The following is a 25,803-nucleotide window of genomic DNA, read 5'->3' as shown; positions in this document are numbered from 1 at the left end:
CCGCGGCCCCGGGCACGGACGGCTGTTTCTGGTACATTTGTCCCATTCGTGCTCCCTCGGCCGCAGGTCGCCGCCGGGACCGTCGCACGTCTCGACAGGACACCGTCATGGGTTACCTCTTCCTCGCGCTCGCCATCGTCGGCGAGGTCTTCGCCACGAGCTTCCTCAAGGTCACCAGCGGCCCCGACGCCAAGTGGTGGCAGTACGCGGCGGTCGTCGTGGGCTACGTCTTCGCGTTCGCGATGCTCTCGCAGTCGCTGACCAAGGGCGTGCCGCTCGGCATCGCCTACGCGATCTGGGCCGGCGTCGGCGTCGTGCTCGTCGCCCTCATCAGCTGGATCTTCTTCAAGGAGCCCCTGACCCTCGTCCAGCTCGGCGGCATCGTCCTCGTCATCGGCGGCGTCACCATGCTCGAGCTCGGCGGTCGCCACGAGGCCGCGGCCTGACCCCGGTGACCGACACCACGGCGGGTGACGGCCGGGCCCGCGGCGGCCCGTCCCCCGGCCCCGGCGGCCCGTCCGCCGGCCCCGGCGGCCAGGCCCTCACCCCGAAGGGCGAGACCAGGAGGCGCGCGCTGCTCGACGGCGTCCTGGCCGTCCTCGAGGCGGGCGGCCCCTCGGCCGTGACGCACCGGGCGGTCGCCCGCGCCGCCGGCGTCCCGGTCTCGGCGGCCACCTACTACTTCGCCGGACGCGACGACCTGCTGCGCGCGGCGCTGCGCCACGCGACCACCGACTGGGTGCGGTCGTTCGACCGACTCGAGCGCGCCTCCTTGGCCGACCTGGCCGAGACCCTCGTCCGGTACGCGATCACCGAGCGCGGGTCGGCCCGGGCGCAGTACGAGCTGCTCTTCACCGCCATGCGGGACGAGTCGCTGCGCGAGGACGCCGACCTCTGGTACTCGTCGCTCGAGCACGTGCTGAGGCGGGCGGGCGTGCCCACCGAGCGGGTCGACGTCGTGGCCCTCGCGGTCGACGGGTTGATCGTCCGCATGCTCTGGCGCGGCGAGCCCGCCACCGCGGACGCGACCGAACGCGTGTTGCGCGAGATCGTCGGGCCGTCGCTCTGAGGCTCAGCCGCGGCGGCGCTTCTTGAGCGACTTCTGCATCGTGACCGTTCCGAGCCAGCGGCCGAACTTGAAGCCGACCCGGCCCATGCGACCGACCTCGGTGAAGCCGATCCGCTCGTGCAGGCCGATCGACGCCTCGGCGTTCTTGTCGGCGATGACCGCGATCATCTCGCGGATGCCGGCGTCACGACAGGCCTCGACGAGCGCCTCGAGCAGGGCACGGCCGAGGCCCTTGCCGGTCGACGCGGCCCGCAGGTAGATCGAGCTCTCGACGGTGTATCGATAGGCCGCCTTCCCACCCCACGGGGTCGCCACCGCGTAGCCGAGGGCCTCGCCGGACGGGTTCACCGCGACGAGGAAGGGCATGCCGAGCTTCGTGACGAAGGCGTACTTGCGACGCCACTCGGCGAGGGTCATGGCGTCCTCGTCGAAGGTGACCGACGAGTTCGCCACGTAGTGGTTGTAGATCTCGCGCACGTAGGGCAGGTCGGCGGGCGTCGCGGGGCGGATCTCGAACGAGAACCCGGGCTCGACCGGGACCGGGGGCCGCAGTGCCCGGGGAAGGCGCCGGCGGGGCTGGTATTCCTCTTCGAGCACGGGCCCACTCTGCCACGCCGGACGTGGGCCCGGCGCGGACGCGGGGCGTGTTCGTCGTCGGCGGGCGCTCGGGGCGGCCCGCATCCGACGAACATGCCCGCTTCCGGGACGGACGCCGACCGGTCACGGCTCAGACGGCGGGCGGCAGCGTCCAGTCGACGGGTTCGCCGCCCTGGGCGACGAGCAGCTCGTTCGCCCGGCTGAACGGCCGCGATCCGAAGAACCCGCGCGACGCCGACAGGGGGCTCGGGTGCGGCGACTCGATCGAGGGGACGTCGCCGAGCATCGGCTTGAGCGCCGACGCGTCACGGCCCCACAGGATGGCCACGAGGGGCCCGCCCCGTGCGGCCAGCACCTCGATGGCGCGCTGGGTGACCGGCTCCCAGCCCTTGCCGCGGTGCGACGCCGTCTCGCCCGGACGCACCGTGAGCACCCGGTTGAGCAGCAGCACGCCGTGGCGCGACCACGAGGTCAGGTCACCGTGCTCGACGACGGGCACGCCGAGGTCGTCGTGCAGCTCGCGGTAGATGTTCGCGAGGCTGCGCGGGACCGGTCGGACGTGCGGGTCGACGGCGAACGACAACCCGATCGGGTGCCCGGGCGTCGGGTAGGGGTCCTGACCGACGATCAGGACGCGCACCTCGTCGAGGGGCTGACGGAAGGCGCGCAGCACGTCCGCGCCGGCGGGCAGGTAACCACGCCCCGCCCGCACCTCGGCCCGCAGGTACTCGCCCATGTCGGCGATGCGGTCGGCCACGGGCTCGAGTGCGGTCGCCCACGACGGGTCGATCTGCTCCGAGAGGGGTCGACGGTGGTCGTGCGCCTCGACGGTCACTCGACCCCGAGCGTGCCGACCGAGACGCCGACGATCTCGCCGTCGTCGTCGAGCTGCGGTTCGACCCGCCAGACGCTGCCGGTGCCGAGCACCGCGAGGGCGCCCTCGCCGACGACCAGGGCGGTGTTCTCGTCGATGGCGACGCCGCCGCGGACGAGTCCGGCCTCGGTGGCGGCGATGAGTCGGGTCAGGGTGCCCCACTGGGCGGCGTGCACGTCGATGGCGAGGTCGACGAGGCCGAGTCCGTCGGCGAGGGTCACCTCGTCCAGGTCTTCGGCGGCGTCCTCGGGGCAGACCGGGACGTCGCCGATCAACCAGCCGCCGAGCACGGCACGGTCGGCGGCGATCATCGCACCGGCCGAGAAGCCGAGGTAGGGCAGCCCGTCGGCGACGAGCAGGCGCACCTGGTCGATCAGCGGCGCGACGGCGTCGAGGTAGGCCGGGGTGAGCCCGCCCGCGACGAGCAACCCGTCGACGTCGCTGAGCACGCGGGTGTCGAACTCGTCACCCGCGGCGACGATCGTGGTGAGGGCCTCGCAGCGGCCGCCCGCGGCGAGCATGGCCGGGTAGCCGTCGCGGAACTCGGCGGACGGCGAGTCGTCGGCGACGACGATGAGCACGGCGATGCGCGGCACGGCCCGGCCGACGGCGGCCCCGCGGACGGCGGCCTCGGCCACGAAGAGGCCGTAGAGCTCGGTGTCGTCGGGCGACCAGCCGCCGCCCACCAGGTGGATGCTCACGCGCCCACCCCCGCGCCGACCTCACGCGTGACCGGCGGCTGGGCGCTCCACGGGAAGGTGATCCACTGGTCGGTGCGCTTCCAGACGAAGTCGGGTTCGAGCACGGTGCGGGGCTTGCTGTACAGGCAGACGGTGCGCACCTCGGCGGCCACCTCGGCGAGCAGGTCGCGCACGAGCACGAGGGTGCGCCCCGAGTCGGACACGTCGTCGACGACGAGCACCTTCTTGCCCTCGAGCGACGGGGCGTCGAGGGTCGGGGGCAGCAGGACGGGCTCGGGCAGTCGCTCGTCGACGCCCGTGTAGAACTCGACGTTGATCGAGCCGCACATCTTGGTGTCGAGCGCGTAGGCCACGGCCCCGGCGAGCACGAGCCCCCCGCGGGCGACGGCGACGATCACGTCGGGCGTGAACCCCGCCTGGACGACGTCCGAGGCCAGGTGCCGCGCGGCCTCTCCGAACTCGAGCCAGCCGAGCACCTCCCTCTCGGGAGCCTCGACCTCGGGTCGTGCGGGGGCGGCCTGGCTGTCGTCGGGTGGGGTGACCATGCCGACAACCGTAACGCGCGCAGGCCACCACGCGTCACGCGGGGACCCAGGCACCCCCGGGAGGCGCGAAGACGGTGTCGACGCCGTCGGACCAGAGCAGCGAGTCGGGCTCGCGGTCGGTGACGCCCGGCAGGCCGCCGTCGGCCACCAGCTCGTCGTCGAGGTCGACCAGCTCGGCCCGGCGCAGCGACCAGGTGTCGTGCCGGTTCGGCCAGTACCTCGTGCGCCCACCCCGGGCGACGTGCATGCCCCATCGGGCGGTGAGGAACTCGGCGAGCGGATCACCCTCGACCACCTCGTCGGTGGGTCGGACGGACAGGCGTGACGACGGGTTCGCCCCCGGCCCGAGCCTGGTGCTGCGGTACGTCACGACCCCGTCGGCCCGGGACTCGTGCATCGACGCCCACCGGTACGGCAGACCGAGGCCCACGTTCGCGGCGAGCACCGACACGAGACGCTGGGCCTCGAGGGTTCGGAACACCACGCCCCGACGGCCCAGGGTGTCGACCGAGTACAACCGCACGTTCGTCTCGAGGAAGTCCCCGGCCCAGGGCACGGCGGGCAGCGGCCCGAAGGCGCTGCCGGTCAGCTTGAACGGGATCAGCCCGACCCAGGTCGATCCGTCGAACACGTCGGGCCGCGTGCCGGGCGGCAGCAACGGTGCGACACGGTCGGGCTCGACCCGCCAGTGCGCGAAAGCCAGGCCGCCCCAGTGCTGTCGGATGAACGCGGGGCGGAGCAACGGAGGCGCGGTGCGGGACACCGGATCGGGTTCGGCCCCCGGCATGGTCTGGTCCATGACCTCCACGGTACGGACGACCGCCTGGACGGTCCACAGCCTCGGACGAGCTGCCGCCCCGGCCCTCGCCCGGGCCGCCTCAGAGCCGGCGGACGAGCTCGGGGATGCGACCGCGGAACGAGAAGAAGCCCCGGGAGGCGGACGGCCAGGCCTCGCCGTCCCACCTCCGTCGAACGGTGACGAGGTCGATCCCCTCGGACGAGAGGGCTCGGTGCACGGCCGGCAGTCGCTCCTGGACGGGACCGACCGGGGCGTACGGCGTCACCACCGTGTCGAGCCCCTCGGACCGCGCCCACCGGGCCACGGTGGCGGGCCGTGCGTCGGTGAGCGTCCGGGCGGGCCGACCGTCGGCGTCCCGCGTCCGTGCCGCCGCGTCGTCCCGAGCGCCCGTCGTGAAGGCCACGACGGCGGCGGAGGCGCCCTGTGGGGACCGTGCTCCGGGATCGGCGCAGACGGCGACGGCCGACAGCCGGGCGACGAGACCGGGGCGTTCGGCGAGCAGGCTCTCCGGCTCGAGGTCCTCCTCGTGGAGCAGCAGTCCGACCCGCCCGCCCGGGGAGCCGACGACGTCGGCGGCCTCGACGAGCGTCCGCGGGGGCAGCGGCTCCTCGTCGAGGGCCCGGGCCGTGGTGGCGAGGCCAGCGGGCGAGAACCGGCCGTCGGTGAAGCGCGAGATGTTCGAGGCCGTCGCCAGGTAGGTCTTGCCGGCGGTCTGCAGGCCGGCGACCCAGCGCCACGACAGGGTGTTCGAGGCCGCGTCGCCGTCGAGCAGGTGTCGGTAGAAGAAGTCGGCGCCCAGTTGCCACGGCAGGCCGAGCGTGAAGATCCAGATGCTGGCGAACCACATGCGCGTGTGGTTGTGGAGGTACCCGGTGTCGACGAGCTCACGCACCCAGGCGTCCATCGCGTCGATGCCGGTGCGGCCGGCGACCGCCTCCTCGTACCCCGCGGGGACGCCGGCGTCGACGGCGCGGTCGACGTCCCGGCGGTACCGCCGCCACACCTCGGGGTTCTGCTCGAGCCAGCCCTTCCAGTAGGTGCGCCAGAACACCTCCTGCACGAACTTCTCGGCAGCACCGAGCGTGTGCCGCTCGAGGACCGCGCCGACGACCTCGCGTTCCGTCACGAGGCGGTGGCGCAGGTACGGCGACAGCCCCGAGACGGTGCGCCGCGAGACCCCCAGGTCCTGATTGCGATCACGTGCGTAGGCGGAACCGGCGCGGGGCAGGAACTCGTCGAGGGCCTCGAGGCCGGCGACTCTGGTCGGGATGGGCATGCCCCCATCGTGCGACCCCGCGGGCCGTGCCGACCGGCCTCGTCCGTGGGAGGCGTGCGGTGGACGCCGGAGCCGTCGACCCGCCCCGTCCCCGAGGTCGAGGTCGAGGTCGAGGTCCTGGCCCCGGTCAGTGGCGGACGGTGGCCGAGCGCAGCGGTTCGAGCTGGTCGACCGGGAGGCCGATGCGCGTCCCGCGCACCAGACCGAGCACGCGTCCGGTCACGAGACCGATCGACCCGGCTGCCAGCACGGTCGCCCCGCGACGACGGCGCAGGAGCGTCCGCCACGCACCGAGGGCCAGTCGGCCGGCCGTGACACGTCGGTCGGTGTCGGCGTCGCCGTCCCCTCCGACCGCGCGTCGCAGGGCGATCTGGGCGACACCCCGGTCGACGGCGGCGCCGACGACGGACCGCCGACTCGTCTCACCGGGACGGACGGTGCGCGAGACGCGGGCCGACGAGGTCGACACGACCCGCGCCTCCGGCTCGTCCGCCGCCAGGCGCAGGCACAGCTCGACGAACTCGGCACCGCGGGGCACGGCGTCTCGGACGTCGACCCCGCTGGCCAGGCCACCGACCTGCAGGAGGTCCCAGCGGCGGAACGCCACCGTCGCCCCCGCCACGTCGTCGAGCCCCACGAGACCGTCGGGACGCGAGCGGGGCGTGCAGTCGACGGCCCAGAGCAGGTCGTCGGGCAGTGCCGACGCGGCGGCACCGGACCAGGTCGCCTCGGTCCGGCCGACGACGGCGATCACGTCGACCTGGTCGAACGGCGCGGCGAGCGCCCGGGCCCAGCCGGCGTGGGCGACGCAGTCCGCGTCGAGGAACGCGACGACGTCGCCTCGCGCCGACTCGATGCCGGTGTCGCGGCTGCCGGCGAGCCCCGGCGTGCGGGTGTTGTCGACCACGACGAGGTCGTCGTAGCGGTGGCGCAGGTGGTCGCGGAGTCGCGGCGCACGGTCGACGACGACGAGGACGTCGTGCACGTCCCCGTCGCGGAGGACGGAGTCGAGCGCTGCGGTCAGACCGTCGAACGGGGTCGACTCGTCGGCGCAGACGACGACGCTGACGCGGGGGGCGGGGCGGTTCACGCGACACCTCCCCGGGGGGAGCGGCAGGTGGACGGGCGGACGGCGGGGAGGGGCGTGCGGACGCGGAGGGTCACGGGGGTTCCTCTGGGGTCGTCGACGGGCGCCGGTCACGCCGCGGGGCGGCGCGTTCGGGTGGCGACCATCGTCGGAGGGTGCGTTCGGGGGACGTCGTCGGGTGGGTGGCCCGGCGTCGTCGGCCGGTGGTCGATTCGGGCGACCGCGGCAGAGGCACGCCCCGGATTCGGGTTCGGAGCGTCCTGACCTCGACAACGCTACGGGGCGCCTCCTGGGAAGACGAGGCACGAGGGGGTCCCCCGTTCGAGGGGGCCTCGTCCGGGTGACGTCCGGGTGGGGCCCGACCCGCGCCGGCTCCCCCCGGGTGATGCCCGCCGTCCTGCGCGGTTCCGCGGCCCCCGGGCCATCGGACGGCAGGAGGCGCGGGCACCGTCGGCGAGGTCCGCCCGGTCGTCCGCCGGGCCGCCCCGCGTCGGAACCACCCGCTCGTGACCCGTGTGGTGCGCCGCCCCGACCCCCGTCGCCCGGGCCACCCACCCGGTCGGCAGCCCCCGGCACGCCGGTAGGGTCGGGGCCTCACCCGTCAGACCACGAGAGGACGTCGACCAGTGCCCCACGGACCGGGAACGCGCCGACGCGCCGAACGCACGGCGCTCGAGCGCGCCGTCGACGAGGGCCTGCTGATCGTCCGCTCCGCCCTGGTCGTCGCCGTGACCAACCAGATCATCCGGCGCGCCCTGCAGGAGCACCTGCCGTTCGACGAGGCCGTCGCGACCCGGGTCACCCGCGACGAGATCGACCGCCTGACCACCGAGCAGGCCGCGGCCGCCGTGCGGGTGCGCCGGCTGCGGCGCATGACCGGCCGGTCGTACGGGCAGTCCCGACACCAGTTCGACTACCGCCCCGAGGACGTCGACGCGCTCAAGCTGCGCGAGGCCGCCTCGAAGGGCGTGGCCCGGGCGCTGGCCTCGCGCCGGGACGACGACGACTTCGTGGCCGAGGTCGTGGCGGCCGCCCGGTCACGTGCCTGGGACGACGTCGGCCAGACCGTCGTGGATCGGCTCGGCTGGGCGGCGCGCCCGGACGACGACTACGACGACGGACGCCACGAGCGGCTGCGCGACCTCGTCGAGGGCGACCTCGCCCGGCTGCGCGCCGCCCGGTCCGCGGGCTCCCCCGGCCCGGTCAGTCCTTCTTGACCTTCAGCTCGCCCTTGGCCACCTTGTAGGTCGCCGCTTGCGCCACGGGCTTGATCGTCACCAGGTCGAGGTTGACGTGGGCGGGCAGTTCGACCGAGTGGACGATCGCCTCGGCGACGTCGTCGGCCGTCAGCGGCGCCTCGACGTCGCGGTAGACGGCGTCGGCTCGGTCCTGGTCCCCGCCGAAGCGCACGAGCGAGAACTCCTCGGTGTGCACCATGCCCGGGGCGATCTCGATCACCCGGATCGGCTCCCCCGCGAGCTCGAGCCTCAGCACGGCCACGAGGGCGTGCTCGGCGAACTTCGAGGCGTTGTAGCCGCCGCCGTTCTCGTAAGCGACGTGACCGGCGATCGACGTGACCGTGACGATGTCGGCGCCCCGCGCCTCCTCGGCTCCGCCGCGGAGCGAGGGCAGCAGGGCGGTGACCGCCCGCTTGGTGCCGAGCACGTTCACGTCGAACATGCGCTGCCAGTCGTCGATCGAGCCGTTCTCGACGCTGTCGAGACCGAAGGCGCCGCCGGCGTTGTTGACCAGGGCGTGCAACGGCCCGGTCGACTCGACGTGGGCACGCAGGGCGGCCACGTCGTCGTCGCGCGTGAGGTCGGCCCGGAACCAGGTCGCCCCCGTCTCGTCGGCGAGCGCACGGAGGCGCTCCTCGCGCCGGGCGACCGCCAGGACGTCCCAGCCGCGCGAGCGGAACAGCCGCACCGTCGCCGCTCCGATGCCCGAGCTGGCTCCCGTCACCACGACCCGCTTCGTCACGTGTGCCTCCTGTTGCGTCGTTCGTCGTCGTCGCCCGCTGCGGACGCACCCGTCCACGCTAGCGGCCCCGTTACGTCGCGTGTCCGGCATCGTGGACGGTCGGGGGCCCGGTCCGTACCGTGGCTGTCACCGCAGACCCCGCCGACCACCCGGCGGACGGACCCCACCTCACGCACCCCGACCGCAGGAGCAGACCATGACCGACGCCCAGCCCGCCTGGAAGTTCGAGACGCAGCAGATCCACGCCGGGGCCCAGCCCGACCCGACGACCCATGCCCGTGCCACGCCGATCTACAAGACGACGTCGTACGTCTTCCGGGACGCGCAGCACGCGCAGGACCTCTTCGCCCTGGCCGAGAACGGCAACATCTACTCGCGCATCATGAACCCCACCCACGACGTCGTGGAGAAGCGCATCGCCGCGCTCGAGGGCGGGACGGGTGCCCTGCTGGTGGCGTCGGGCCAGGCCGCGTCGACCTTCGCCGTGCTGAACATCGCCGAGGCGGGCGACCACATCGTGTCGTCGTCGTCGATCTACGGCGGCACCTACAACCTCTTCAAGTACACGCTCGCGAAGCTAGGCATCGAGACGACGTTCGTCGAGAACCAGGACGACGCCGACGAGTGGCGCCGTGCGGTGCGGCCGAACACGAAGCTGTTCTTCGCCGAGACCATCGGCAACCCGAAGATCAACATCCTCGACCTCGAGAAGGTGTCGGGCGTCGCGCACGCCGAGGGCGTGCCGCTGATCGTCGACAACACCATCGCGACGCCGTACCTGATCCGGCCGCTCGAGCACGGCGCCGACATCGTCGTGCACTCCGCGACGAAGTTCCTCGGCGGACACGGCACGGTCATCGGCGGCTTCATCGTCGACGGCGGCACGTTCCCGTGGTCGGCGAACGCGGAGCGCTTCCCCGGCCTCACGCAGCCCGACCCGTCGTACCACGGGGCCGTCTACACGCAGGCCGTCGGCGACGCGCTCGCGTACGTGATCAAGGCACGGGTGCAGCTCCTGCGCGACCTGGGGGCCTCGAACAGCCCCGACACGGCGTTCTCGCTGATCCAGGGCATCGAGACGCTCAGCCTGCGCATCGAGCGGCACGTCCAGAACGCCCAGGAGATCGCCGAGTGGCTCGACTCGCGTGACGACGTGGCCGCGGTGTACTACGCGGGTCTGCCCACCAGCCCGTGGTACGCGGCGGCCAACAAGTACGCCCCCAGGGGCGTCGGAGCCGTGCTGTCGTTCGAGCTGAAGGGCGGGGTGGACGCCGGACGCGCCCTCGTCGACGGGCTCGAGTTGTTCAGCCACCTCGCGAACATCGGCGACGTGCGGAGCCTCGTCATCCACCCCGCGTCGACGACCCACTCGCAGCTCACCCCCGAGCAGCAGCTGACGACCGGCGTCACCCCGGGACTCGTCCGCCTCTCGGTCGGCCTCGAGAACGTGGACGACCTGAAGGCCGACCTCGACGCCGGCTTCGCGGCGGCGCGCGCCGTCACCCGGGAGGCGCTCCGCAGCAGCTAGGACGACGACGAGGCCGCGCGGGACGCGGCAGCCCGAGGAGGCGCGGTGCGCGTAACAAACGCACCGCGCCTCCTCGGCTCGTCCAGGATGGACGTCACATGGACTGGCAGAGCACACCCGAGGACACCGTCCCGTCGAGCGTCATCAGCGAGCGCACGCGCCTGGCGATGCTCGGCCGCCCGCCGGTCACCGGCGCCTGGCGCGACGGGGACGATCCCGGGGCCCGGCTCTTCGAAGCGTTGGACGACCTCGAGCTCGAGAGCGGCGTCACGCTGCCCCGCCCACGGATCGCCTACGAGACCTGGGGCGAGCTGGACGCCGACCGCGGCAACGCCGTGCTGGTCTCGCACGCCCTGACGGGAGACAGCCACGTCGTCGGAGCGGCCGGCCCCGGCCACCCCACGGCCGGCTGGTGGAACGGCGTCGTCGGCCCCGGGCTCGCGATCGACACCGACCGCTGGTTCGTCGTCGCCCCGAACGTGCTCGGGGGCTGCCAGGGCAGCACCGGCCCCTCGTCGTTCGCGCCGGACGCCGTCGAGTGGGGGTCGAGGTTCCCCCACCTGACGATCCGCGACCAGGTCGCCGCCCAGGCGGCACTGGCCGACCGCCTCGGCATCGAGCGGTGGGCCGCGGTCGTGGGCGGGTCGATGGGCGGCATGCACGCCCTCGAGTGGGCCGTCACGCACCCGGCGCGCGTCGACCGGCTCGCCGTGCTGGCCGCGCCGCCGGTCGTGAGCGCCGACCAGATCGCCCTGAACACGGTGCAGTACGAGGCGATCCGGATGGACGCCGCCTTCGACGGCGGGGACTACTACGACTCCGTGGACGGCCCGTACCGAGGCCTCGCGCTCGCCCGGCGGATGGCCCTGCTCAACTACCGCTCGCCCGACGAGCTGAACGCCCGGTTCGGTCGCAGCTGGCAGAGCGAGATCTCGCCGCTCGGCGGCCCGGGGCGGTTCCAGGTCGAGAGCTACCTCGACTTCCACGGCAACAAGTTCACCCGGCGCTTCGACGCGGGCAGCTACGTGACCCTGCTGGGCGCGATGAACTCGCACGACGTCGGGCGCGACCGTGGTGGCGTGGCGGCGGCCCTGAACCGCATCACGGCCCGGACGCTCGTGCTCGGCGTCGACAGCGACCGTCTCTTCCCCGTGTCCGACCAGCGGGTGATCGCACGACACCTGCGGCACGGGCTGGACGGCGACGACGTGGCCGTGGTCGAGAGCCCCTACGGACACGACGGATTCCTCATCGAGGGCGACGCGGTGGGCGCCCAGTTGCGTCGCCTCCTCGCCTGACCCCAGTTCGGTGGACACCGCGGGGTACAGTTCGGCGTCGCGACCGGATCGTTACCTCGCCGATCGGCGATTCGGGCCCCGCACGACCCCCTGAGAAGGGGCTGGGTATGAAAACATGAGGAGTCGCCAGCCACCCGGCAGCCGTGACGCCACCGTCGGAAGCCACTCACGAATCATGGACATCTTCGCCCAAGAGCGCGATCGTCTGCTCAGCAGCACGACCAGCACCCTGGGGCTCGCCTGCGCGGCGGTCTCGATCGTGGCCCTGGCGATCCCCGGCGTGACCGACCCCCTGCACCTCGCGGCCATCGCCCCGCTCGTCGCGCTGCTCGTCGTGTCGCTGCTCTTCGTCACCGGGCCGCGCGCCCGCGTCTGGGTCCCGGTCGGACTGGCCTCGGGCATCGCGGCGACCGTGGTGGCGCTGCTGCCCGCCGGCGGGCCCGACGACGGCCCGCTCGCCACCGCGATCATCCCCCTGGCCGGTGGTGCGACCGCCGCCTTCAGCCTGATGCTCTCGTCCAGCCGACCGCGGTTGACCACGGCGATCGTGGCCTTCGTCGTCGAGCTGGCCCTGGTGGCCCTGGCCACCGGCTCGCTCCTCACCTTCCCGGTGGCCGCCGTGTTGCTCGGCTGGGTCTCCTGCTTCGTCACGGGCCTCTGGCTCGGGCGCGCCGTGCCCCTGGCGGCCCGCCGCATCTACAGCATCGGCAACGCCCACCGGGCCGAACGCCAGGCCAGCGAGACCGAGGCGCAACGACGACAGGGCGCACGCCTGCTGCACGACACGGTGCTGGCCACGTTGACCCTGCTCGCCCACTCGGGCTTCGGCGTCACGCCCCAGGCCCTGCAGGACCAGGCCGCCGAGGACGCCCGCCTGCTGCGCCACCTGCGTCTCGGCGGCACACCCCAGCCGCAGGCCTCGGGCGACTACAGCCTCGAGACCGTCGAGGAGTCGCCGCTCGGCCAGACCCTCGAGTCGGTCAAGCAGCGCTTCGGACGCATGGGTCTCGAGGTGAGCTGGCACGGCACCGGCCAGGTGCTGCTGCCCACGCACGTGCTCGACGCCTTCCTGCTGGCCCTCGCCGAGTGCCTCGAGAACGTTCGTCGTCACGCCGGGGTGACCGAGGCCCACGTCACGATCATCCACGACGACTCGATGGTGCGCGCGATGGTCACCGACGCCGGTGTCGGCTTCGACCTCGCGGGCATCAGCGAAGAACGCCTGGGGTTCAAGGAGTCCGTCGTCGGCCGGCTGCACGAGGTCGGCGGCAGCGCCCGCCTCTTCTCGTCCCCCGGCTCGGGCACCACCGTCGTCCTGGAGGCCCCACGATGAGCATCGACGAGAACACCCTCGGAGTCGTCCGGGGCCGCCGAGCCGCCCGCGGCCTGCCGATCAGTTCGACCGGCGCACGCTCGCTGCGCCAGGCGCGAGCGGCCGGCGCGACCCTCGGCACCGGCTACCTCGGCGTCGGCGCAGCCGTCGTAGCCGCACTCCAGGCCGTCTACGGCCTCGCCTTCTTCCTCAGCCACCTGTCGGCCTATCCCGACGTCGCCCCCGTCCTGATCTCGTGGTTGCTGTACGTAGCGACCTTCATCGGCACGGCCGTGCTCGTGACCGTGCGGGGCGAGAGACTCACCACGGGGGTGTTCGCGGTGATCGGGGTCGTCCTGGCCGTCGTCGTCGCGCTCGACTTCGTCGCCATCTGGCCCCTGCACGACGTGGGCGCCTACGCCACCTCGAGCGTGGCCGTCGGCTTCGGCCTGCTGCCGATCGTCACCCTGAGGCCCGTGCGCGAGGTCGTCATCGCCACCGCCCTGCTGTTCGTGGCGCTCGTCGTCATGGTGGCGCTCTCGACCCCCGTGACCAGCGACTCGGGCCCGCAGCAGATCACCGTCGTGGCCCTGGCCGTCCTGCCGAGCGCCATCGCCACCTTCGCGGTCCACCGGTTCCGTCGCATGGTGCAGGTCGAGCTCGACCGGGTGCTCGTGCAGAGCAACGTGTCGCAACCCCGCTTCGCGGTGGGCATGCTCGCGAGCGACGAACTGGCGCGACTCGACCTCGCGGCCGAGAAGCTGCTCGACGGCGTCGCCAACGGCGACGTGCCGCTGCCCCTCTCGCCCAAGGTCGCCTCGCAGGCCGCGTCGCTCGCCACCGAACTCCGCCTGCACCTCATCGAGGGGCGGCGCGAGACCTGGCTGCACCACGCGGTCACCGAGTCCGAGTACCTCGGCCGGTCGGTCACGCTGGTCGACCCGTCGTCGCTGGCCGGCCTCCTCGCCCCGGCACAGCGCGACGGCTTGCTGCAGGGCGTCTGGCTGCTGCTCGGCGACTCGAAGAGCCGCGCACCGGGCACGACCATCCAGCTGGCCCTCGGCCCGGTGACCGCCGCGTCCCAGTCGTTCGCCGGTCGCAGCGTCTGCGTACCCGTCGTGATCTCGACGACGGGCATCCGCCGCAACCGCGTCACACCCGCCACCTGGAACGCTCTCGAGCGCGCCGGCGAGTACGTGGTGTCGTCCCACGAATCGAGCGTCAAGATCTCGGTCAGCTGCATCGTCGACAACCCCGCCGAGGCCTGAGCCGCCGAGCACCCCGCGTGGTCCGGCCCGATCACCACCCCCGCCCGTAGCATGAACCCCACACCGTCCTGAAAGAAGGTCCCGACGTGTCAGACCACGACGACCGCATCCGCCTCGCCCTCGTAGACGACCACAAGATGCTCCTGGGCGCCCTCAGCGAGTGGATCCGTGGTGCCGCGAGCGACATCTCGATGGTCGCCGCGGTCGCGTCCTGGCCCGAGCTGCTCACGCACCCCGAGTTCCCCGTCGACGTCGTGCTGCTCGACCTCGACCTCAAGGACAACATCCCGATCTCGCTCAAGATCAACACGCTCAAGACGACGGGCGTCAAGACCGTCCTGATGAGCACCTACTCCGAGCCCAACGTGGTGCGCGAGGCCCTCGCCGCCGGCGCCCTGGGCTACCTCGTCAAGAGCGAGGACGCCGAGATGATCGTCGAGGCGATCCGCTCTGCCGCCAAGGGCGAGTCGTACATCTCGGCCGAACTCGACCTGGCCCTGAACGCCGCCGAGGTCGGTGGCGTGCCGAAACTCAGCGCACAAGAACGCCGGGTCATGGCGCTCTACGGTGGTGGCGAGCCGGTCAAGGCCGTCGCCTACCAGTTGGGCATCAGCGAAGAGACCGCGAAGAGCTACCTGAAGCGCATCCGCGAGAAGTACCGCGTGGCCGGCTACGACGTGGGCACCAAGGTCGCCCTGCGGAAGCGCGCCATCCAGGACGGCATCCTGCTGCAGACCGACACGCCGGCCCAGACCAGCTTCTGACGCCCGGCGTCACCCCGGAGCACGGCCCGACCCCCTCGTGGGCCGGGCCGTTCGTCGTGTGCGCGACCTGCGCCTCCTGACCCGCCGCTCCCCCGCGACGCCGCCCTGCCCTGCCCTGCCCTGCCCTGCCCTGCCCTATGCAAATCGCGACAAGCCAGCGCCCGACACGGGGTGGAGCCAGGACTTGAGCGGCGTGTCGAACACGTTCTGTCGGGTTCGGCACGCCTGACGGCCCGAGACGAGTCGGGTAAGGCACGCCCGACGGTCCGAGACAAGTCACGTTAGGCACGCCCGACGGCCCGAGACCAGTCGGGTTCGGCACGGCCGAATGAACGAGACGAGTCGGGATCGGCACGCCTGAGGGCGCGATCGGGTTCGGCACGACGACGGGACGTCGGTCGTGCAGCGACCGGCAATCCGCTCCCGCAGGCGGTCGCGCACGACCTCAGGAGGCGCGGGCCGGCGCCCCGAGGACGCCTACGCCGAGACCGACTCGCGTTCGGCGGCCGTGGCCCGGGCCCCACCGCGTCGGTCGTCGACCCGCTGCATGCCGAAGCTGATCATGGTGAGGACGACACCGGCGAGGGCGAGCACGACGCCGACCCAGCCGGGCGCCGAGAAACCGAGGCCGGCCGCGATGACCGCGCCGCCCAGGTACGCGCCGAAGCTGTTGCCGAGGTTCATGGCCGAATGGTTCAGGGCGGCGCCGATGACCTGGCTCTCGCCCGCGACCTCCATCAGGCGGGACTGCACCGACGGGCCGACGCTCGAGCCGACGAGGCCGACGAAGAACGTGCTGACGAAGATGCCGACGATCGAGCTCGAGGTGAGCGCGTAGGCCGAGAGGGCCGCGATGAGGCCGACGAAGCCGAGGTACATGGCGAGCTTGAGCGAGCGGTCGGCGAGCCAGCCGCCGAGCAGGTTGCCGATGGTCATGCCGACGCCGACCGTCACGAGCACCCAGGGCACGATGCCCTGGGAGACGCCCGCTCCCTCGGTGACGGCGTTGGCGATGTAGCTGTAGACGGCGAAGAAGCCGCCGAAGCCGATGGCCCCGATGCCCATCACGAGCCACACCTGGGGCTGCTTGAACGCCCGCAGCTCGCGCTTCATCGAGGCGGACGCGTCGCCGTCCTGGTGCGGCACGGCGAAGGCGACGGCGACGAAGGTCAACGCGAAGATGAGGGCGACCGCGAGGTAGGCCACTCGCCAGCCCGACTGCTGACCGAGCCAGGTGATCGAGGGCACGCCGACGACGTTCGCGATCGTCAGGCCGCTGAGCACGAGTGCGACGCCCTTGCCTCGGTTGCCGGGGCCCATGATCGACGCGGCGACGATGGACGCGATGCCGAAGTAGGCGCCGTGCGGCAGGCCCGCGGCGAAGCGGGCGGCGAGCACCCAACCGAACGACGGCAGCAGGGCCGAGGCGATGGTGCCGACCGTGAAGGCGGCGAGCAGCGCGAGCAGCAGCTTCTTCTTCGGGAAGTGCGACGACATCGCGGCGATGGTCGGGGCCCCCACGACGACGCCGAGGGCGTAGGCGCTGATCAACCAGCCGGCCTGGGCGATGCCGGCGTCCGCCGACCGCGAGTAGAGGTCGGGGAGCAGGTCGCCCGCCATGTTCGGCAACAGGCCCATGGCGACGAACTCGGTCGAGCCGATGCCGAAACCACCCAGGGCGAGGGCGATCAGGGCGGCCGTGCGACGACGGCGGGAGAGGTGGGTCACGAGCGAAAGGCCTTCGGGTTCGAGGGTGTCAGCGAGGGAGCCTGCCACGGCTCGCCGTCGAGCTGGGAGGGGCGCGGGCCCGAGGGCGGCGTCGACACCCGGCAGGTGCTCGACGTCGGGTCGTATCGATTCGACCGCGCGATGCGAAGACGAGTCTACGACCCCGGCGGCGCGCGGCACCAGTGTCTCGGGCGCCCGATCGGAGTCGGGGACCCGATCGGTGTGCGACGAGGTCAGGTGAAGGTGATCGCGGTGCCGACCGGCAGGGCGGCCAGCGCAGCGGTCATCGCCGCCGACGCCCGCACGCACCCGTGGGACGCCCCGGTCGGGTCGGGATAGAAGTGGATCGCCGTGAGGGCGGAGTTGCCGCCGTACTCGGGCAGGAGCGACGAGTGGGCCCCGGTGAGGGCGATGGGGTTGCCCTGCGTGTACCCGATCGAGCGGTCGACGTAGTTCGCCTGCATGTAGGTCGCCGTCGCCGACGGGGTCGGGTCGTCCGGCGTGCCGAGTCGGACGGCCTCGGAGGCGGACGCCACCCCGTCCGGCCCGACGATCGAGAGGGTGGACGCCGCGGTGTCGACCACGACGCTCGACGCCGCGCCCACCACCGACACGTCGGCGGCGCGCACCCACCCGAAGGTCGCACTCGGCGCCGCCGGCACGCCTCCGTCACCGGGCGTCGCGTTGCGGGACGGTGTCGAGACGAGCAGCATGCCGCCGTCGGCACCCTCGCGGGAGCCCCAGACCGCCGTCGCCGCGGGAAGGTTCAGGGTCGGCACCGTCGAGGAGAGCGTGGCGACCGGCACGGCGTCGGCCGCAGCGCTCGCGTACAGCGCGACGAGCGGCGCGGTCGGCGTGGCCACCGCCCAGGCGTTCTCGGGCGTGACGTCGGCACCGTCGAGGAGCGCGGGGATGACGGCGTCGTAGAACGCCAGCGGCAGGGCCGCGAGGGCCTCGGGCGACGGAGGCGCGGGGACGGCCTCGGGGGTCGGCGTCGGTGTCGGGGAGGGTGCGGCCGCGACGGTCGGGCTCGCGCTCGTCGACGACGCGGACGGCTCGCCCTGGGACACACCGACGCCGATCGCGACGGCGGCCACCAGCACCACGGTGACGCCGCCGGCCAGGAGGGCGGTCCCGCGGCGGCTCGGTCGCGCCGGCACGAGGCCTACGCCCCGGGGGCGGCCGCGACCGGCGAGGCCGCGTGATCGGTGGCGCCGAGCGCCGCCTCGAGCCGCTCGACCTTGCCGGTCAGCTCGCCGGTGCGCCCCGGTCGGATGTCGGCCTTGAGCACGAGCGAGACGCGCGAGCCGAAAGCCCCCACGGCCTCGGTGGCGGCCTTGACGACGGCCATCACCTCGTCCCACTCGCCTTCGATCTCGGTGAACATCGACGACGTGTGGTTCGGCAGGCCGGACGCCCGCACGACCGCGACGGCGGCCGCCACGGCCGAGTGGACCGAGTCGGGCTCGGAGCCGGAGGACGGCCCGCCCTCGGGGGCGGCACCACTGGGCGAGACGGAGAACGCGACGATCATGCGTCCATCCTCGCGTGTGCCGGGCGCACGCGCCAGAGCGTGACGACGGTCCACGCCAGCAGACCCAGCTCGAGCACGGCCCGCACGGTGACCACGGCCACCAGGTCGGTTCGCGCGGCGAGCAGGGCGTCGTACTCGAGCGGGTAGACCACCTGCGTCAGCCCCGCCACGACCACGGCCAGCACCGCCGGCACGGCGAACCGCGGCCCGCCCGACCGCGCGAGCACGAGCCCGACGACGACGGGCACCGCCAGCCACGCCACGAACTGCGGCGAGCCGACCTTGTTGGTCACGATCAGGGCGACGACGACGGCCAGCGACAGCGGACCCAGGAGGCGCGTGGCCGTCACCCCGCGGCGCACCGCCCGCAGACCCAGCAGCACGACGCCCAGCACGACCGCGGCCATCACGAGGCTCATCGCCTTCGCGGCGAACCCGACCCCGTCGCCGGCGATCTGGTAGGTGAGGATCTCACGGTCGTAGTAGACGAAGGTGCCGGGGACCCCGGCGGCGGCGCGCCAGAGCCAGAGCACCGCCGCGGGCGACTCGACCTGCAGACCGCGACCGGCCTGTTGACCGACGAAGCCCACCACGTTCCATCCGCTGCCGAGCACGAGCGAGATCGAGACCACGACCGCGCTGGTCACCGCCGCGGCCACGACGACCTCGACCCGGCGACGCACCACGAGGACGGCGACCACCACGAGGGCGGCGGGCCAGACCTTGACCCAGGCCGCGACCGTGAGCAGGGCGGACGCGAGCGAGGGCCTGGTCGAGACGAGGAGCAGGCCCACCAGGGCGATCGCGACCGTCACGGCGTCGATGCGGCCGAGGGAGATCGGCCCGAGGGCGACGAGGAACCCCAGCCACCACCACGCGGCGGCCACGGACCCGGCGCGCCGCCGCGCCACGAGCACGACGAAGGCCGCGGCGTTCAGCAGCGACACGAGCGCGAGCCACACCGCCCCGTAGCCCGAGTCGCCACCGAGCCGGGCGACCAGCATCGGCACCGCGGCGAGCAGCGGGTAGACCCACGGTCGGTCGACGCCCACCCAGTCGCCGCCCCCGATGCCCTGCTGCATCCAGGTGCGGTAGACGACGTCGACGTCGCCCAGGGTGCGGTTGCCGCCGACGAGGTTCAGCCGGACGAGCCAGGCGTGCACGAGCACGAAGGCGATGCCGAGCACGACGGGTGACGCCGCGAGCGACCTCGCCCGCTCGACGAACGCGGTGCGACCTTCGACCACGGGCCGGGTGCCCGACGACCGCGCGTCACGGACGGGGGGCGCACCGGGGTCGGCCGACGCGGAGGGCACGGGGGTCGGCATGCCCACAGGCTAGCCGTCGGTCCCGACACCGGGCGTCATGCGTCGGCCGACGTCGGCGGTCGCCGCTACGATCCCACTCATGCGCAGACCCGCCTCCCTCCGACTCGTCGCGACCGCCGCCGCCCTCGTGCTGGCCGGGTCGCTCGCCGCCTGCTCGTCCGACGGGGGCTCGGGTGACGGCGCCGCGGCCGTCGGCCCTGTCACCGAGGGCGAGCTCACCGTCGCCACGGGTGAGCCGGCCTACGGCCCGTGGGTCGAGGACGACGACCCGACCTCGGGCAAGGGCTACGAGGCCGCCGTCGCCTACGCGGTCGCCGAGAAGCTCGGCTACGACGACTCCGACGTCGTCTGGGTGCGCACCACGTTCGACGAGGCCATCGCGCCGGGGCCGAAGACCTTCGACCTCAACCTGCAGCAGTTCTCGATCACCGACCAGCGCAAGAAGGCCGTCGACTTCTCGCCCGCCTACTACGAGACGCGCCAGGCGGTCGTGACCCTGCCCGGCACCGCCGCGGCCGACGCCACCTCCATCGCCGACCTGAAGGGCCTCGCGATCGGGGCCCAGAGCGGCACGACGAGCTTCACCGCCGCCGAGAACGCCATCGACCCCGACGGCGGAGTGCAGGCCTACAACTCGAACGACGACGCCAAGGCGGCGCTCGAGGCCGGTCAGGTCGACGCCATCGTCCTCGACGTCCCGACCGCCACCTACTTCGTCGAGGGCGGCGTCGTGTTGGGTCAGCTGCCCGCGACCGACGGGGCGAGCGACCAGCTCGGCATCGTCCTTCCGCTCGGCAGCTCGCTGACCGCCGACGTCACGAAAGCCGTCGACGACCTCCGGGCCGACGGCACCCTCGCCGAGCTGCAGCAGCAGTGGCTCGCCGACTACGACGTGAAAGAGCTGTCGTAGCGCCTCGCACGGTCGCGGCCGACCCGGTGGTGGTCAGCGACCTCGAACTCGACCGACGCGCGTTCCGGCGACGGCAGTCGACCCGCTCCGTCGTGATCGCGGCCGTCAGCACGGTCGCCTTCGCCGCCCTCGCCTGGTGGGCGGTCACCAGCACGCCCGGCTGGTCCCGCGTCCAGTTCAGCTTCCTCGACGGGGCGACCTTCGCCTCGGCCTGGCCCCGCGTCGTCGAGGGCCTCTGGTTGAACGTGCGCGTCCTGCTGGTCGCGGCCGTCGGCGTCGCCGTCGTCAGCACCGTCCTGTCCGCGCTGCGCACCCTCAGGGGGCCGGTGTTCTTCCCTGTCCGGGCACTCGTGCGGGGCTACACCGACCTGTTCCGCGGCATGCCGCTGATCATCGTGCTCTACCTCGTGGGCTTCGGCGTGCCGGGCCTCGGCCTCGGCATCCCACGCCTGCCCGCCGAGTTCTGGGGCACCATCGCGCTGATCCTCACCTACTCGGCCTACGTGTCCGAGGTCATCCGCGCCGGCATCGACGCCGTCCACCCGTCGCAGCGCCTCGCGGCACGGTCCCTCGGTCTCAGCCACGCCAAGACCCTGCGCCTCGTCGTGTTCCCGCAGGCTCTGCGGAAGGTGACGCCCGCCCTCATGAACGACTTCGTCTCGATGCAGAAAGACGTCGGGCTCATCTCGGTGCTCGGGGCCGTCGACGCCGTCCGCGCCGCGCAGATCGAGACGGCGACCGCGGCGAACTTCACGCCCTACGTGCTCGCGGGGCTGCTCTTCGTGCTGCTCGCCCTGCCCACCATCTGGCTGACCGACTGGCTGTCGGCGCGCCTCCGTCGTCGCGAACAGGCGGGCAGCGTCGTATGAGCACCCCCACCCCCGAGCCCACCGCAGGAGGCGCGGTGCCCGTCACCCCCGCCGCTCACGGCCCCGAGACGGTGCTGCGCCTCGAGGGCGTCCGCAAGTCGTTCGGCGACACGGTCGTGCTCGACGGCATCGACCTCGACGTCGTGCGAGACGAGGTCGTGGCGCTGATCGGGGCCAGCGGCTCGGGCAAGTCGACCCTGCTGCGCACCGTGAACCTGCTCGAACAGATCGACGACGGCCGCATCGTGCTCGGTGACGACGACATCACCGACCCCCGGGTGCGCGTCGACGCCGTCCGTGCCCGGATCGGCGTCGTCTTCCAGCACTTCAACCTGTTCCCGCACCTGACCGTGCTCGACAACGTCGCGCTCGCCAGTCGCCACGTGCTGCGCCAGCCCAAGGCCGCCGCGAACGAGCGCGCCCTCGAGGTCCTCACGCGCGTGGGCCTCGGCGACAAGGCCGGCGCCTACCCCGACCGCCTCTCGGGCGGTCAGCAGCAGCGGGTCGCCATCGCCCGGGCCCTGGCCCCGCGCCCCGCCGTGCTGCTGCTCGACGAGATCACGAGTGCGCTCGACCCCGAGCTGGTGGGCGAGGTGCTCGACCTCGTCCGGACGCTGAAAGAGGTCGGCACGACGATCCTCATGGCGACGCACGAGATGGCCTTCGCCCGCGACGTCGCCGACCGGGTCGTCTTCCTCGACCGGGGCCGCATCGCCGAGCAGGGCCCGCCCGCGCAGCTCTTCACGGCGCCGCGCGAGGCCCGCACCCGCGAGTTCCTCACCCGCTTCACCGCGCCCTGACGCCCACCGTCTTCACCCGCGCCTCCCAGGTTCTTGCAAAAGAGGCACGCCACCATCGGAGCCAGCCCCGTGGACTCGCCGCGCGTCACGCCGACCCCTCCGAAGGACGAAGACACCATGAAGAAGAAGACCAAGATCGGGCTGGGCATCGCCGCAGCCGTCGTCGTCGTCCTGGGGGCCACCGCGGCCTTCGCCGGGCCGGCCTTCTACCGCGACGTGATCGTCGGTGAACCCGACGCCGCACCCACCGCCTCGCTGACCCCCGGCTCGAGCACGCTCGACCCCAGTCAACTCGCGGGTGACTGGAGCATCGGCGACGGCAGCACGGCCGGCTACCGCGTCGACGAGGTGCTGAACGGCACCGACGTCACCGTCGTCGGCAAGACCGACCAGGTCTCCGGCACCATCACCGTCGACGGCACGACCATCTCGGCCGCGACCATCGACGTCGACGTCGCCTCGATCGCGACCGACAGCAGCAACCGCGACGACTACTTCAAGGGCACCGCCATGCAGGTGAACCAGTACCCCACGGCCACCTTCACGCTGACCCAGCCGATCGAGGCGGCCGTCCCGTCCGACGGCGAGGTCGCCAAGGTCGAGGCGACCGGCGAGCTGACCATGCACGGCGTCACGAAGACCGTCACCGTACCCCTGCAGGCGGCGCTCTCGGGCGACGGCGTGCAGGTGAGCGGGTCGATCCCGGTGACCTTCTCGGACTACGGCGTCGACGCGCCGAGCCTCGGCTTCGTCAAGGTCGAGGACCAGGGCACGGTCGAGTTCCTCGTGGCGGCGACCCCCGCCTCCTGACCCTCGGGCGCTCGCGCCTGGCCCGGCACGGCCGGGCTCAGACCCGGCGCAGCAGCTCCGCGATCGTGGCGGGCAGGGCGTCGACCAGGCCGAGCACGGTGAACGGTCCCCCGGCACTCGCCCGGGACGCCGCGAGGCCGTGGACGACCGCAGCCGTCGTGGCCAACCGGGCCAGCGCCTCCTCGTCCCCGGCGATCTCGTCGGCGTGCGTCGCGACCAGGGCCCCGAGGACTCCTCCGAGCGCGTCACCCGCACCGGCGGTCGCGAGCCACGACGGGGCGCTGGCGGCGACCAGCTGCGTGCCACCCGGCGACGCGACGTACGTGCGGTGGCCCTTCACGAGCACCGTGCAACCCCACTCCCCCGCCGCGCGTTCGGCGGCGCCCGCCGGGTCGGCCGCGACGTCGTCCACCTCGCGTCCCGACGCCTTCGCCAGCTCGCGGAAGTGCGGTGTCAGCACGACGGGCCCGGTCGCCTGCTCGCGCAGCGACAACGCCCCGGCGTCGAGGACGAGCGGCACCCCCGAGGAGGCGGCGGTCGCGAACCCGTCGCGCGTCTCGTCGTCGAGGTGGTCCGGGTCGACCCCCGAGCCGAGCAACCACGCCTGCACGCGACCCGGGCTCGTGACGGCCTCGGGTCGACGGTGCAGCACGAAGTCGGACGCGCGGGCGGGGCCGAGGTAACGCAGCATGCCGACCCCGGTGTGCAGCGCGGCCTCGACCCCGAGCACGGCGGCGCCCGGGTACGAGCTCGAGCCGGTCACGACGCCGAGCACGCCGCGGCTGTACTTGTCGTCGTCGACCGCGGGGACGGCGATCTGGTCGGCGGCGTCGGAAGAGGTCCAGTCGGTGAAGCGGGTGTCGGAGGTCACGCCCCGACGGTAGTCGGCCCCGACCGACCCGTGCCCGCCGATACGGTGGGCCGATGAGCATCTCACTCCCCGGCCGCACCGTCGTCTTCGACTACGGAGAGGTGATCGCGCGGTTCCCCGACGACGCGTCGCGCCGCCGCATCGAAGACCTCGCGGGCGTCGACCCGGACGTGCTCTGGCCCAGCTACGGTCGCCACCGCCACGCCCTCGACCGCGGCACGCTCAGCGCCGGAGCGTACTGGCGGGCGATCGAGGCCGACACCGGCGCCGCCTGGACCCGCACCCGCGTGCACGAGCTCTGGGCCGCCGACTTCCCGTCGTGGTTCGTCCCCGAGCCCGGCACACTCGACGTCATCGCCGACCTGGCCGACGGCGGCACGCGCCTGGCGATCCTCTCGAACGCCGGTCTCGACTTCGCGTCGCCGTTCCGGCACTCGCCCCTCGGCGAGCTGTTCGAGCACGTCTTCGTCAGCGCCGAACTCGACGACCTCAAGCCGTCGGCCACCATCTTCGAGCACGTCCTGGCCGAACTCGGAACAACGGCCGCCGCCACGGTGTTCATCGACAACAGGTCCGACAACGTCGAGGCCGCCCAGGCGCTCGGCATCACCGGGCACCTCTACACCGGGCCCGAGCCGCTCCGACGCTTCGTCGACGAGCTCGCGGCCCTCCCCACCGAAAGGCGATGACCCCCCCCTCGTGACCCAGACGGACGCAGTCCCCACGACCACCCCCGACGCCACCGCGGCGCCCACCGGCGCGAGCGTCGGCCTCTTCGACCCGATCACCCTGCGCGGCCAGGCCTTCCGCAACCGCCTCTGGGTCGCCCCCATGTGCCAGTACTCGGCAGAGCTCGAGGACGGCGTCCCCACCGACTGGCACCTCGTGCACCTGGGCTCGCTCGCCCGAGGAGGCGCGGGTGCGGTCATCGCCGAAGCCACGTCCGTCACGCCCGAGGGCCGCATCTCGCCGCAAGACCTCGGGCTCTGGAACGACGCGCAGGTCGAGGCGTTCCGCCCGATCACGGCGTTCATCCGCTCGCAGGGCTCCGTGCCCGGCGTGCAGCTCGCCCACGCGGGCCGCAAGGCCTCGACCTTCCGCCCGTGGAGCGAGACGCAGGGCACCGTCCCCGCCGAACAGGGCGGCTGGACCACCGTCGCCCCCTCCGCCGTCGCCTTCGAGGGCTACGACGAGCCCGTCGCGCTGACCACCGAGGCGGTGGGCGACCTCGTCGAGGCGTTCCGCGTCGCCGCGCGCCGCTCGGTCGACGCCGGCTTCGAGCTGATCGAGCTGCACGCCGCCCACGGCTACCTGCTGCACCAGTTCCTCTCGCCGCTGAGCAACGAGCGCGACGACCGGTACGGCGGCTCGCTCGAGAACCGTGCGCGGTTCCTGCTCGAGGTCGTCGCGGCCGTCCGAGCCGAGGTCGGCGACGAGTACCCGCTGCTCGTCCGCTTCTCGGCGACCGACTGGGCCGACGGCGGCTGGAACGAGGACGACACCGCCACCGTCGCCGCCTGGGCGCACGACGCCGGCGCCGACCTCTTCGACATCTCGACCGGCGGCCTCGTCGCCGGCGTGAGCATCCCGGTCGGCCTCGGCTACCAGGTGCGCTTCGCCGAGCACGTCCGCACCCAGGGCCGCGTCGAGACCGGCGCCGTCGGGCTCATCGTCGGCGCCGAGCAGGCGAACGAGGTCGTGGCCAGCGGTCGCGCCGACGTCGTGCTCATGGCTCGCGAGTTCCTGCGCGACCCGCACTTCCCGCTGCGCGCCGCGGCGGAACTCGGGGTCGAGCTCGACTACGTGCCGTCGCAGTACGAGCGAGCCCCGTTCCGCGTGCGCTGAGCCGCCCGGG

At 73.1% G+C, this 25,803-nt stretch carries 27 protein-coding genes; 14 read left to right on the top strand and 13 right to left on the bottom strand.

Annotation, left to right across the window (positions count from 1 at the left end; genetic code table 11):
• Positions 1 to 107 precede the first annotated feature (107 nt).
• The gene (locus tag ASE87_RS03560; RefSeq protein WP_043593751.1) at positions 108 to 446 is read left to right on the top strand and encodes a multidrug efflux SMR transporter; all 339 of its coding nucleotides are present in this window, start codon (positions 108 to 110) and stop codon (positions 444 to 446) included.
• A 5-nt stretch (positions 447 to 451) separates the two neighbouring features.
• Positions 452 to 1,069 (top strand): TetR/AcrR family transcriptional regulator, encoded by a 618-nt coding sequence (locus ASE87_RS03555; RefSeq protein ID WP_056225955.1) that lies wholly within the window; start codon positions 452 to 454, stop codon positions 1,067 to 1,069.
• A 3-nt stretch (positions 1,070 to 1,072) separates the two neighbouring features.
• Here ASE87_RS03555 and ASE87_RS03550 read toward each other — a convergent pair whose 3' ends face one another.
• The 7 genes from ASE87_RS03550 to ASE87_RS16290 all read right to left on the bottom strand — a co-directional run bounded on the left by ASE87_RS03550 (position 1,073) and on the right by ASE87_RS16290 (position 6,951).
• Positions 1,073 to 1,666 (bottom strand): GNAT family N-acetyltransferase, encoded by a 594-nt coding sequence (locus ASE87_RS03550; RefSeq protein WP_056225952.1) that lies wholly within the window; start codon positions 1,664 to 1,666, stop codon positions 1,073 to 1,075.
• A gap of 130 nt (positions 1,667 to 1,796) precedes the next feature.
• Complete coding sequence (locus tag ASE87_RS03545) at positions 1,797 to 2,501, bottom strand: uracil-DNA glycosylase (RefSeq protein ID WP_056225949.1); 705 nt, start codon at positions 2,499 to 2,501, stop codon at positions 1,797 to 1,799.
• Positions 2,498 to 3,241, bottom strand: coding sequence for a Type 1 glutamine amidotransferase-like domain-containing protein (locus tag ASE87_RS03540; protein ID WP_235472179.1), 744 nt, complete (start codon positions 3,239 to 3,241; stop codon positions 2,498 to 2,500). Before ASE87_RS03540 ends, ASE87_RS03545 begins: the two co-directional genes overlap by 4 nt.
• On the bottom strand, positions 3,238 to 3,786 hold the full coding sequence (locus ASE87_RS03535; RefSeq protein WP_056225946.1) for a phosphoribosyltransferase: 549 nt from the start codon (positions 3,784 to 3,786) through the stop codon (positions 3,238 to 3,240). The genes ASE87_RS03540 and ASE87_RS03535 overlap by 4 nt, the downstream gene beginning before the upstream one ends.
• A 34-nt stretch (positions 3,787 to 3,820) precedes the next feature.
• Complete coding sequence (locus ASE87_RS03530; RefSeq protein WP_235472178.1) at positions 3,821 to 4,585, bottom strand: YqjF family protein; 765 nt, start codon at positions 4,583 to 4,585, stop codon at positions 3,821 to 3,823.
• 79 nt (positions 4,586 to 4,664) lie between these two features.
• A complete protein-coding gene (locus tag ASE87_RS03525; RefSeq protein ID WP_056225943.1) occupies positions 4,665 to 5,861 on the bottom strand; it encodes an FAD-binding domain-containing protein in 1,197 nt (398 codons plus the stop codon).
• Positions 5,862 to 5,988: 127 nt separating this feature from the next.
• Positions 5,989 to 6,951, bottom strand: a complete 963-nt coding sequence (locus ASE87_RS16290; RefSeq protein WP_056225939.1) for a glycosyltransferase family 2 protein — start codon at positions 6,949 to 6,951, stop codon at positions 5,989 to 5,991.
• 623 nt (positions 6,952 to 7,574) lie between these two features.
• On the opposite strand from ASE87_RS16290, the gene ASE87_RS03515 reads away from it, so the two are divergent.
• On the top strand, positions 7,575 to 8,165 hold the full coding sequence (locus ASE87_RS03515) for a hypothetical protein (protein WP_056225936.1): 591 nt from the start codon (positions 7,575 to 7,577) through the stop codon (positions 8,163 to 8,165).
• Here ASE87_RS03515 and ASE87_RS03510 read toward each other — a convergent pair.
• Positions 8,152 to 8,928: an SDR family oxidoreductase gene (locus tag ASE87_RS03510; RefSeq protein ID WP_056225932.1), complete on the bottom strand. Its 777-nt coding sequence runs from the start codon at positions 8,926 to 8,928 to the stop codon at positions 8,152 to 8,154. The two genes, ASE87_RS03515 and ASE87_RS03510, sit on opposite strands and share 14 nt — an antisense overlap.
• A 196-nt stretch (positions 8,929 to 9,124) precedes the next feature.
• Between ASE87_RS03510 and ASE87_RS03505 the strand changes: the two genes are divergently transcribed.
• The 5 genes from ASE87_RS03505 to ASE87_RS03485 all read left to right on the top strand — a co-directional run bounded on the left by ASE87_RS03505 (position 9,125) and on the right by ASE87_RS03485 (position 15,098).
• The gene (locus tag ASE87_RS03505; protein WP_043593735.1) at positions 9,125 to 10,456 is read left to right on the top strand and encodes a bifunctional o-acetylhomoserine/o-acetylserine sulfhydrylase; all 1,332 of its coding nucleotides are present in this window, start codon (positions 9,125 to 9,127) and stop codon (positions 10,454 to 10,456) included.
• Positions 10,457 to 10,554: 98 nt separating this feature from the next.
• Entirely contained in the window at positions 10,555 to 11,754 is a 1,200-nt protein-coding gene (locus ASE87_RS03500; RefSeq protein WP_056225930.1) for a homoserine O-acetyltransferase, read from the top strand.
• Positions 11,755 to 11,929: 175 nt separating this feature from the next.
• Positions 11,930 to 13,087, top strand: a complete 1,158-nt coding sequence (locus ASE87_RS03495; protein ID WP_043593732.1) for a sensor histidine kinase — start codon at positions 11,930 to 11,932, stop codon at positions 13,085 to 13,087.
• Positions 13,084 to 14,334 (top strand): hypothetical protein, encoded by a 1,251-nt coding sequence (locus tag ASE87_RS03490; protein WP_043593730.1) that lies wholly within the window; start codon positions 13,084 to 13,086, stop codon positions 14,332 to 14,334. The genes ASE87_RS03495 and ASE87_RS03490 overlap by 4 nt, the downstream gene beginning before the upstream one ends.
• Before the next feature lie 86 nt (positions 14,335 to 14,420).
• On the top strand, positions 14,421 to 15,098 hold the full coding sequence (locus tag ASE87_RS03485; RefSeq protein ID WP_043593728.1) for a response regulator transcription factor: 678 nt from the start codon (positions 14,421 to 14,423) through the stop codon (positions 15,096 to 15,098).
• Between the two features lie 477 nt (positions 15,099 to 15,575).
• On the opposite strand, the gene ASE87_RS03480 is transcribed toward ASE87_RS03485, so the two are convergent.
• The 4 genes from ASE87_RS03480 to ASE87_RS03465 all read right to left on the bottom strand — a co-directional run bounded on the left by ASE87_RS03480 (position 15,576) and on the right by ASE87_RS03465 (position 19,688).
• Positions 15,576 to 16,826, bottom strand: a complete 1,251-nt coding sequence (locus tag ASE87_RS03480) for an MFS transporter (protein ID WP_043593727.1) — start codon at positions 16,824 to 16,826, stop codon at positions 15,576 to 15,578.
• Between the two features lie 233 nt (positions 16,827 to 17,059).
• Positions 17,060 to 17,986 (bottom strand): L,D-transpeptidase family protein, encoded by a 927-nt coding sequence (locus tag ASE87_RS03475; RefSeq protein ID WP_056225926.1) that lies wholly within the window; start codon positions 17,984 to 17,986, stop codon positions 17,060 to 17,062.
• Between the two features lie 5 nt (positions 17,987 to 17,991).
• On the bottom strand, positions 17,992 to 18,360 hold the full coding sequence (locus tag ASE87_RS03470; protein ID WP_056225923.1) for a thiamine-binding protein: 369 nt from the start codon (positions 18,358 to 18,360) through the stop codon (positions 17,992 to 17,994).
• Entirely contained in the window at positions 18,357 to 19,688 is a 1,332-nt protein-coding gene (locus tag ASE87_RS03465; RefSeq protein ID WP_082452371.1) for a glycosyltransferase 87 family protein, read from the bottom strand. Before ASE87_RS03465 ends, ASE87_RS03470 begins: the two co-directional genes overlap by 4 nt.
• A 79-nt stretch (positions 19,689 to 19,767) precedes the next feature.
• Here ASE87_RS03465 and ASE87_RS03460 point away from each other — a divergent pair, with 79 nt between their 5' ends.
• The 4 genes from ASE87_RS03460 (at position 19,768) to ASE87_RS03445 (ending at position 23,077) form a co-directional block, all read left to right on the top strand.
• Positions 19,768 to 20,598 (top strand): transporter substrate-binding domain-containing protein, encoded by an 831-nt coding sequence (locus ASE87_RS03460; protein ID WP_043593721.1) that lies wholly within the window; start codon positions 19,768 to 19,770, stop codon positions 20,596 to 20,598.
• Positions 20,599 to 20,627: 29 nt separating this feature from the next.
• On the top strand, positions 20,628 to 21,467 hold the full coding sequence (locus ASE87_RS03455) for an amino acid ABC transporter permease (protein WP_231567041.1): 840 nt from the start codon (positions 20,628 to 20,630) through the stop codon (positions 21,465 to 21,467).
• Positions 21,464 to 22,267 (top strand): amino acid ABC transporter ATP-binding protein, encoded by an 804-nt coding sequence (locus tag ASE87_RS03450; RefSeq protein ID WP_082452270.1) that lies wholly within the window; start codon positions 21,464 to 21,466, stop codon positions 22,265 to 22,267. Before ASE87_RS03455 ends, ASE87_RS03450 begins: the two co-directional genes overlap by 4 nt.
• 117 nt (positions 22,268 to 22,384) lie before the next feature.
• On the top strand, positions 22,385 to 23,077 hold the full coding sequence (locus tag ASE87_RS03445; protein WP_056226830.1) for a YceI family protein: 693 nt from the start codon (positions 22,385 to 22,387) through the stop codon (positions 23,075 to 23,077).
• A 37-nt stretch (positions 23,078 to 23,114) separates the two neighbouring features.
• Here the strand turns inward: ASE87_RS03445 and ASE87_RS03440 are convergent, their stop codons facing one another.
• Positions 23,115 to 23,948, bottom strand: a complete 834-nt coding sequence (locus ASE87_RS03440) for an ADP/ATP-dependent (S)-NAD(P)H-hydrate dehydratase (RefSeq protein WP_056225920.1) — start codon at positions 23,946 to 23,948, stop codon at positions 23,115 to 23,117.
• Between the two features lie 53 nt (positions 23,949 to 24,001).
• On the opposite strand from ASE87_RS03440, the gene ASE87_RS03435 reads away from it, so the two are divergent.
• The gene (locus ASE87_RS03435) at positions 24,002 to 24,637 is read left to right on the top strand and encodes an HAD family phosphatase (RefSeq protein WP_043593717.1); all 636 of its coding nucleotides are present in this window, start codon (positions 24,002 to 24,004) and stop codon (positions 24,635 to 24,637) included.
• 94 nt (positions 24,638 to 24,731) lie between these two features.
• Positions 24,732 to 25,793, top strand: a complete 1,062-nt coding sequence (locus tag ASE87_RS03430; RefSeq protein WP_043593778.1) for an NADH:flavin oxidoreductase/NADH oxidase — start codon at positions 24,732 to 24,734, stop codon at positions 25,791 to 25,793.
• The last annotated feature ends 10 nt before the right edge of the window (positions 25,794 to 25,803 follow it).

It is taken from the genome of Frigoribacterium sp. Leaf44, from assembly GCF_001421865.1.
Classification (GTDB): Bacteria; Actinomycetota; Actinomycetes; order Actinomycetales; family Microbacteriaceae; genus Frigoribacterium.
Note: the sequence above shows the minus strand (reverse complement) of the source record. Positions and strands in the feature narration are given on the sequence as shown.

What these genes read in the sequence shown, in the direction of transcription:
- ASE87_RS03535 (WP_056225946.1), bottom strand. Translation starts at nt 3,786, where the DNA reads ATGGTCACCCCACCCGACGACAGCCAGGCCGCCCCCGCACGACCCGAG.
- ASE87_RS03460 (WP_043593721.1), top strand. Translation starts at nt 19,768, where the DNA reads ATGCGCAGACCCGCCTCCCTCCGACTCGTCGCGACCGCCGCCGCCCTC.
- ASE87_RS03525 (WP_056225943.1), bottom strand. Translation starts at nt 5,861, where the DNA reads ATGCCCATCCCGACCAGAGTCGCCGGCCTCGAGGCCCTCGACGAGTTC.
- ASE87_RS03505 (WP_043593735.1), top strand. Translation starts at nt 9,125, where the DNA reads ATGACCGACGCCCAGCCCGCCTGGAAGTTCGAGACGCAGCAGATCCAC.
- ASE87_RS03465 (WP_082452371.1), bottom strand. Translation starts at nt 19,688, where the DNA reads ATGCCGACCCCCGTGCCCTCCGCGTCGGCCGACCCCGGTGCGCCCCCC.
- ASE87_RS03445 (WP_056226830.1), top strand. Translation starts at nt 22,385, where the DNA reads ATGAAGAAGAAGACCAAGATCGGGCTGGGCATCGCCGCAGCCGTCGTC.
- ASE87_RS03470 (WP_056225923.1), bottom strand. Translation starts at nt 18,360, where the DNA reads ATGATCGTCGCGTTCTCCGTCTCGCCCAGTGGTGCCGCCCCCGAGGGC.
- ASE87_RS03435 (WP_043593717.1), top strand. Translation starts at nt 24,002, where the DNA reads ATGAGCATCTCACTCCCCGGCCGCACCGTCGTCTTCGACTACGGAGAG.
- ASE87_RS03495 (WP_043593732.1), top strand. Translation starts at nt 11,930, where the DNA reads ATGGACATCTTCGCCCAAGAGCGCGATCGTCTGCTCAGCAGCACGACC.
- ASE87_RS03490 (WP_043593730.1), top strand. Translation starts at nt 13,084, where the DNA reads ATGAGCATCGACGAGAACACCCTCGGAGTCGTCCGGGGCCGCCGAGCC.
- ASE87_RS03530 (WP_235472178.1), bottom strand. Translation starts at nt 4,585, where the DNA reads ATGGACCAGACCATGCCGGGGGCCGAACCCGATCCGGTGTCCCGCACC.
- ASE87_RS03450 (WP_082452270.1), top strand. Translation starts at nt 21,464, where the DNA reads ATGAGCACCCCCACCCCCGAGCCCACCGCAGGAGGCGCGGTGCCCGTC.
- ASE87_RS03560 (WP_043593751.1), top strand. Translation starts at nt 108, where the DNA reads ATGGGTTACCTCTTCCTCGCGCTCGCCATCGTCGGCGAGGTCTTCGCC.
- ASE87_RS03500 (WP_056225930.1), top strand. Translation starts at nt 10,555, where the DNA reads ATGGACTGGCAGAGCACACCCGAGGACACCGTCCCGTCGAGCGTCATC.